Origin of the sequence: Sinorhizobium americanum (genome assembly GCF_001651855.1) — a bacterium.
In the GTDB taxonomy this organism is placed as follows: domain Bacteria; phylum Pseudomonadota; class Alphaproteobacteria; order Rhizobiales; family Rhizobiaceae; genus Sinorhizobium; species Sinorhizobium americanum.
The window spans coordinates 92,216-100,121 of sequence record NZ_LNQC01000050.1 but is presented as its reverse complement, the minus strand read 5'-3'; the positions used below and the strand labels follow the sequence as shown (position 1 = coordinate 100,121).

At 58.9% G+C, this 7,906-nt stretch carries 3 protein-coding genes; all 3 read right to left on the bottom strand.

The genetic code is table 11. From position 1 onward, the window contains the following. Positions 1–46 precede the first annotated feature (46 nt). From ATC00_RS13275 to ATC00_RS33435, 3 genes are read right to left on the bottom strand one after another with little or no spacing between them, the layout of a single operon-like run. Positions 47–1,600, bottom strand: coding sequence for a hypothetical protein (locus ATC00_RS13275; RefSeq protein ID WP_234782297.1), 1,554 nt, complete (start codon positions 1,598–1,600; stop codon positions 47–49). Then, complete coding sequence (locus tag ATC00_RS13270; protein ID WP_064253144.1) at positions 1,572–5,906, bottom strand: DEAD/DEAH box helicase family protein; 4,335 nt, start codon at positions 5,904–5,906, stop codon at positions 1,572–1,574. Before ATC00_RS13270 ends, ATC00_RS13275 begins: the two co-directional genes overlap by 29 nt. Next, positions 5,903–7,507, bottom strand: coding sequence for a hypothetical protein (locus tag ATC00_RS33435; RefSeq protein ID WP_234782296.1), 1,605 nt, complete (start codon positions 7,505–7,507; stop codon positions 5,903–5,905). Before ATC00_RS33435 ends, ATC00_RS13270 begins: the two co-directional genes overlap by 4 nt. Positions 7,508–7,906 lie beyond the last annotated feature (399 nt).

Sequence of the window (7,906 nt, the reverse complement as noted above, 5' to 3'; positions counted from 1 at the left end):
CCAATGGCTGGCCGAGCAGCGAAATCGACGCACTCATGCCGTGGAACTACGTCGGCTGAATGGCCTCAGCTTGCCGCTTACCGCGGGTGTAGCCGAAGCTGTATTCGCAGATCGGCAGGCTCCGGAGCAAATACATATGGCTGATACCGGTCTTTCCAAAGACGTCTTTTATATCGGATTGGTACCGCTTCAGCTCTCCCGCGACGCCAGCTTTCTCCATGAGCGTAATATCGGGATTGAGGACATCGACCGCAGTTTTCCGTACCCCGGTTTCGCCATCCTGGATGTGTTCTTCCACGAAGGCAGCATGTTCGATCGTCAGTCTGATCGGGTCGAATTTCCGAGCCCAGTCCTTGCGGATCCCGACGGCGATCTCGATTGCTTCACTCTGCAGTCTTCCTCTTTCCAGCAGGCCCTCATCAAACCATCCCTCGCGGAGCTTTCGCATTGCATTGCCGAGATCGGCTCGGTCAGGTGCTGCCTCCGCCCGCTTCAGGAACATTTTTCGGAGAGAGGCGTACTCTTCCCAATCCTCCTGCCTACCCGCGTTTGCCAGGATCGACTCAATTTCCGTATCGGAAGGCTCTTGATACGGTATCGAATGGATCTCAGCGAGCTTCCGCAGAAGCTCATCCGTGTGTGTCGTCCTCATCAGTTCGACGACTTTGGTCTCTCGCAGTTCAATGAAGCTCGCGCGCTGAGGGTAGAAGGCGCTGCTTGCTCGGTAAGAAACCGGGAGCATGTCGATCTCGATCCACTCGAACGTCCTGCCTCCGGCCTGCGAACTGTCGGATTTCAGCCTCTGAAGGACATGTCGTTCGGCCTTCTTAAGATCGCGCGGCGTCCCGCACCCTTCGCACACGTACTTCCACTCGGAAAACACGGGAGCACTGTTCTTCAGAGTGAAGTGTTGCCATCCGCAGGTACAGTGCGTGATCTGCCGGGTCGTTCCCGTACGATCATCGAAGGTGTAGTTGTACGGACTCAGCGGCTCGATGGTGCCGTACCAATGCGCATATACGACGTCGACCTGTGTCCAGCGGGATTCGTGATCCTTGCAGCGAGCAGGGAGCTTCCTGTCAGCAAGTTCAGCGACGCTTTTGTATTCGCGGACGGTCCCACACTCCCCGCACTGGAACAGCAGTGGATAGGGCACATAGCCCACGACGTTCGGCTGGTTCAGAACGAAATCGGTTTGGTTGATCCTGACTTCCTTGGTGGCCAGGTCGTAGAAGGCGTCGTCGAGAATGAACTCGTCTGGCGCATTCGGGCACCCTTCCCTCGCCCTCTCCTTCCAGCTTTCCGCGAATTCGCGGACTCCCTCGAAGATGGTGTCGCTCACGTTTCTCGGCAGACGTTGCGAGAACGGCATCTTTATTGGTACCGACTTGCAGATACCCCTGCCCCCTTCCCATGTCATCAGGACGCCGGGGGCGTAGGAGGTCGCTATCTGTGCCCGCGAACGCTGCATGATTGGTGGGGCGGCCTTCTTGGCCGCTTCGGAGTCCTCGGCGGTTGCGTAGCGCTTCCGGCCGCGCTCCATGTCTAGCGTCTTCGCTCCACCGCTCATCTCAACCCTCCGGTCTCTCAATTTCGCCATCTGTTTCCGCAGCATCCCCGCGCTGCCGTCTGATTGCCCTCATAACGGAGGCAATGTCGGCGGCGTCCATGATGCGCGTGTTTCCTGAGGCGCTGCGGTCGAAGTCCGCGGCGACGATCAGGCCTGCTTCGTCCACGTCGCGAAGCGAGGTCATCGGCTTCTTGAGCGTCGAATCCTGCTCTTCCCAGTAGCGCCGCAACTTGGCCTCATAATTCAAATCCTTCATCGCTCTGCTGAGGTTCTGAGAAGCGGCATCGGTGCGGCTTCGGTAATATTCCCCCGCAACGGGCTGGCCGAGCGCATCAGGCCCTTTTCCTGCGAACCCCATTGAGGCGAGCATGAAGGAGCCGATGTCGTTGGCAAAGCCAAGCGTATCCTTTGCGGCCAGTCGGCTCAGTATCGTGGTTGAGTCCCGCGTGACGAATTCTGACTTCCGATTATCCGGCAGTTTGAGGAAGTTACTGGCGTCCCCGAGCATCGCCCACGTCTGGAAGTACGAAGCTCGAACTCGGTCGATCGCAGCCTCTGACCACCGCTCCACCGCAGGCGGAGCGATCATTCGCTCCAGGAATCGATGGAAGATGTCGTGTGTCTCGATCACATACCGGTCACGGCGGCTTTGCGGGGTGGGAAGCAACATGACGAACCCCACGTGAGTTCGGCCGACGCGGCTCGAGGCCTGGATGTACTCTGCGATGTCAGAAGGCAGACCCGCAAAGAACATGCTGTTGAATCTGTCCACATCGACGCCATGACTGATAGCCGAGGTGGCGACGATGTTTCGGAGCGTCTCGCCGATCTCGGGATATCCTGTCTGAGCGAAAGACGTCTCGGCGTCCTTCATGACACTCTGGATTTCCTGCATGTCGATGCCGCCAGAGATCAGGCTACTGCGGAACTTGGTCTGAGGAATTCCGGCAACCTCGTGTTTCTGCGCTACGGCCGAGTGCAGAGCGTCGATGATCTGGTCGCCGCCCTTCTTGTTGGTCACGTAGGCAAGGGCAATGCGATGGAGGTCGACGAGGGCCATTATTTCGTCTTCGCGCCCTTCGGTGGTAGCGCGCTCGATAGCGGCACGTCTCCAGGCGCCCAGATTTCCGGGCGATACCGATGCAGCAAGCTCCTTGATGGCGGTTTGAGTTTTGGCTGGATCGAGCAGATCTCTCCAGAGATGCGAGATGACGGTGTGGAACGAGCTGAGAACTCCGACCGTGGTCACTGTGTGGGTCGCGTCGTTCGTCATCAGGGAGACGTACAGGCGCATCCACGGCGCCGTCGCCTCCGGAGCGAGGTGGCTCGGTAGCTCCCTCGATAGCGCGACACGTTCGGCGTTTACGGCCGGGGCGCGATCCGGCTCCGCGAAGAATGAGCGATAAATGTCAGGACCAGGGTATGGATACCGCAGTGGCTTCCGCTGGTAGAGTATCTTGAGCTGTCGATCGGGATCGCTGATGGTGGCGGTTGCCGCCACGATCTTCGGAAGACGCGGAACGAGCTTGTTGGACGCGTCGCGGTATCGGCTTACAGCCAATTTTTCTCCGGCTATTTGGTCGACCGTCGTGAATGTGTTGTCGAGGAGGGTGTCGAATAGACCGCTGAACGTGCCCAGGCTTTCTTCGAGAAGGTGTGCTTCGTCCTGGATTATGAGCGACGGGAACGGATCGACGAAGATCTTGCTACCGTGCTCGTAGGCGGGAGAGACGCCACGGAATCCAACGGCCGCTGGACCGTTCTGAAGCGTCTCCCTATCGGACGGGTTCGACAGATGCCCGTCCGGACCGATCCACCGGGCAAGTCCAAACATTCCAAGGATTTCCGTAATGGTCGACGTGCTCTGGCCGAGCATTGCGAGCTTGTCGACAGTGCCGAGGACGATCGCGGGAGCGCGCTGATATATGGTGTCGTCGGTGAGAAGAAATGGAAGTGGACTTGTGCCTTGATGGGCCTTGTTCCACTCGCATTTCGCGTTGAAGCAGATGATGGCGGCGAACTCGGCCTTTCCGCTGGGCGCCTTGAACTTGCGCAGCCCGGTCGGCTGATCACAGCATGGGCAGGTCGGGACCTTGTTGTACGAAGCCTGGACTTCCTGATACCGCTTGGCCTCGCTACTCCGGCCGTAGCCGATTTCGTGGTCGTCCGGATAGTCGCCTAGATCCGGCAAAGCTGCCTTCATTTGACTGAAGCGGTTTGGCGTGTTCGACGACCCGACCCAGAAGCCGATCTCGATCGGCCAGTTTCCAACATTCTTCTCCTTGCGTACCACTTCGCTCCAGACGATGAGGCGCAGGAGGCGCTGCGCCTGCTGGAGAGTAAGAAGTCGGAGCGGATATCGGATCATCGCGGTGTTGCCGCGGTCCTTGCCCCGAAGTCTGTCGAGGAAGATGGCGAAGACCAGCGCGCCGTAGAACGCTTCGGACTTGCCGCCGCCCGTAGGAAAGTAAAGAAGGCTCGCTGCCAATTCATCGCGCTCGACATCGAAGGCGTCGGCATATTCCTCCATCCGGGATGCGAAGGTCGGAATGTGGGCCAGGATGAAAGCGAGCTGAAACAAGCGCCAGCCTCTTTCTGGGTCCCTACGATCACGTCGTGCAAAGGACTCGTTCATCATGAGCCACGCTTGCCACGGCGCCGCCTTCCGCCGAAGCCTGTTCGCCTCCGATCCCGTCGCTTGCCGTGCAGCGAGCGCGGCCTCGCGGGAGGAAATCAGCAGTCGTACGCCTTGTTCGATATGGCGTGCCTCCAATCGCTGCCCGGCGAGATCGGTTGCGAAGCGTTCCCGTTCACGTGCAGCGTCCTCGGGCGAAAGCCCCCGGGCGATTTCCGGTGCGAGATCTCGTTCCTCTTGATCGATCCACTTGCGATACTCGTCGGCGAGAACGAGCAGGTTCGAGACGTCATAACCATCAGCCAGCGGTCGGAACCGATATTCGACACGATCGATCCTTCGCGGAACTATGCGAGGCTGATTGAAGTGTGGCGACCACGTGGTCGCGAGTTCAAGCAGTCCTCCATCGAGCTCCTGGCTATCGACGCCGCAGTTCAGACCTATCGCGGGATAGGACATGAAATCGCGAAATCTATAGGATGGCTCCACGCGATCGAGCTGAACCGCTCGATGGTCGCTTTCGACCATCTTCAGCGAGACGCCCGTCCCGAAGATCGCATTGCACTTGTACCTAGCCTCGATCTTCGACAGCTCGGCGCAGCCGTTGTCGAGAGTGATCCTGATCGATGCGCGCGAAGGATCGACGAAGTCCCGCTGTCGCTCGGCACGGAGCGCCACTGCTCTAAGATCTGGGAGTATCTTCGGATCGGCTGGCGTCTTTGTCAGCTCCGCAATGAAGTTGTTCCAATTGGTTTCGCTGGCCGCATCTGCGGGGGATACCGTTTGATCTCGCCAGGCGATCTTCTCGCCCTCTCCTCGGAGCCAGTCTGCGAGCTGAGCCAGCACCCCTGCAGCCATGCTGTTTGAAAACTGTTCGAACTGTTCCTTCAGGGCGCTTCCGGACAGCGCTGCCGACCAGGTGAACGATGGCAGCTTCAGGTCGAGCCGCTTCCACTTCGGCGGGATGGACGCGGGCGAAAGCAGCGCCGCGGGGATCTGTGCCCCGCCTGTTACAAGGCGTCCCATGAACGGGGATGGACCTGCGTCTGGATCCTCGGTCCCGTCGGCAGGAACTGCTTCCTCCGTTTCTTCAGCTTGGTTGGCCTCCTCGCTTCCGAACTTTTCGAGACTCGCCTTGTCCAGGATGATGCCATGCTTGCCGTAGACGCTGTTGCGAAGGTTGTCGCGGATTTCGCGTCTGCGCGCGTGAAGTGCTTCTCGTTCTTCCTGTGACAGCTCGTTCCAGTCCGAGCGGTCCAGCTTCTCCTGGGCATAGAGTTGTTGGCGTCGTTCACGGATCTCGTGGTCGATTTCCTGCTTCTTGTCCTTGCGAAGCTTGAAATCGATAACGATGCCGAACCGCTCGGTGGAAATCTCCTCCCAAGTCGGTAGGACCCGCACATAGACGGAAAATTGTGGGGCCACGGTGAGTTGCGACGAACTCTCCGCGTCAATATTGAAATCCATACCGATAGCGGCGATCTTGATGTCGGACGTTTCGTCCTCGTTGTCTCTCGACATCCGGGGCAGGAGCTGACCGGAGAAGACACTCCTGCGGGGCGTCTTGCCGTAGACCGTCCTGCCCGCCTCGTCCGTCCCGCTTGCCCTACGGGTGATCATGTTCACCAGTGCGTCGCAGACGGCTTCCTTGAGTTCCACATCGATGCCAGCAAGTTCGCCGGGCGTCTTGGCCTTCATCATGGCTTGAATCTCCTGGTCGATCTGACTGGCGAGACGAACTCTTCCGCGAGACGTATCAGCCGAGCGATTTCATCGGCACGCTTGGCATCCCCGGCAAAAGCGAGAGAGGCGTCTGGATCAGTCAAGATGTTTAGGTAGGCGTCGTGGAACTCCATTCCGGCCTTCATCCTGAAGCTGCGCTGGGCGCGGACACCCCAGTGCCAGAAACGCTTGGCGAGATTAGTCGGAATTCCCAAGGCGGCCGTGAACTTGGCGAAGGTCTCAGGTTGTCTGGGTGCCTGGGTGACAACGTCCTCCAGGCGAGCCTGCAACTGCTTCTCGAGATGAACCCATCGGCGAACAGTTGCGATCTGAAGGTTGGCATCACCCATCTTCTCGATCAGCGTGCGGATCTTGTCGCTCTCGTGGAGGCCGCGGAGCTTTGCGAAGCGCTCCGACACCTCCTCGTGGTAGTCGCGGATCGCTTCGGACGCGTTGGCCTGGATGCTGAGAAGAAGGCGAGCACGATCAACGAAGCTGGAACTGATGACGCAGATGTTGTCCCGCTCGTGGGCATCCTTCGCTTCAATCTTTCTGAAGGTCTGGATCGACCTAGAGGTGTCCAGGCGCACAAGAGCCGATCCCGGGCGGGCGATAATCGTCTGACCGCCCTCCATTGTGAGTTCGATCAGTTCGCCGTCGAACTTGTTGTACGCTCCCACAAGGTTGATGACCGACTCGGAGGGAAAATGAACTTCCTCCGGCAGATCAGGTGTTTCGGTGAGCTTGATCGGGGCCATGCCCAGACCAGTGACATCCTTATCGGCCACATCGGCGAACAGCTTCAGCCGGGACGCTATTTCTGGTTCCCGGACCTGCTCCGCCAATCGGCATGCATCGCGGGACGAATATTTCAGCGTGTCTCCGTCGGCGAGAATGATGACCTCTCTGGGCAGCCACGGCCGTGCGAAGAAACTGAGCACGCCATCGCGTGGAGGGGAAAGGACGAAGATTCTCTTGAACTTGTTCCGTTCGGATGGAGCAAGACCAGCGATGTCCGAAAGACCTCCCGGACCGGAGAAGACGATCATCTCGTTGTCCAGCCTGGCCTGAAAATCCGGGATTTTCCGTCCCAAGTAGTCCACCGCAAACTCGGCAAGAGTTTGCTTGCGGAACATGAAGAGTGTCTTGGACGAGGAGTTGAGTATCCTGCGGATGGCAGTCTCCAGCATCGTCGACATTGGTGTCGTGCGATTGAAGGCCGACATTACGGTCGAAGCCTCCTGCAGCGACGCGGCGAGTTCGGATCCGCCGACGACGAATGCTCGCTGGGAAGGCTGGCGAAGGATCTGCACCTGCTGCGATATCCGGTAGTTTTCAATCACGTCGGCAGCGACAGCCTGACCATGCTCGTTAAAGAGATATTGGTTGAAAGCGGGGAATGATCCGGGAAGGCATGCGGTCCGACGCAGCTTCGCGATGATTTCGTTGATCGCGGCAAGGCCCGTGGGATCCCCTCCCCGCCTCACGCGATGGCGCACCGCCCGAAGGTCATCCATCACCTTTCGCCCCGGCCCGTTGAAGCCTTTGGCGTGGACAGTCTCGACGCCCGACCAGGTCACCGACGTGTCGCTAGATTTGAACACCGACGGTGATATTGCCGTTATCGTCTTGGATCTCGCAGGCGGAGTCTTGCGACCGCGCAGGTCATTCATCTCGCGGAAGATGTCGAACCGGGCCTTGTCGAAGGTCCAAGGATCCTCGGTGATGGCGACGAAGCCTGTTCCGGGAAACATCTTCCGCATCGTCTTGTAGATGCGAGTGGCCCGTTCGACCCATTCCTCGCCAAGCCTGCCCCTGCCTGTCCGAGTAAGATCGAAAAGGATGAGGTTCAGCCCCCCACGGATCTTTCGCATGGAGAGTTCCTCTCCCCTTTTGAGGCCGTAGAGGAAGTACTCGGCTTGGTTTCCGTCATTCGCGTGCTTGCTGACGGTATTGTGCTCCTTGAGATCGGTCCGCGA

Coding starts and splice junctions, on each gene's coding strand:
- ATC00_RS13275 (WP_234782297.1), bottom strand. CDS start 1,600: ATGGCGAAATTGAGAGACCGGAGGGTTGAGATGAGCGGTGGAGCGAAG.
- ATC00_RS13270 (WP_064253144.1), bottom strand. CDS start 5,906: ATGATGAAGGCCAAGACGCCCGGCGAACTTGCTGGCATCGATGTGGAA.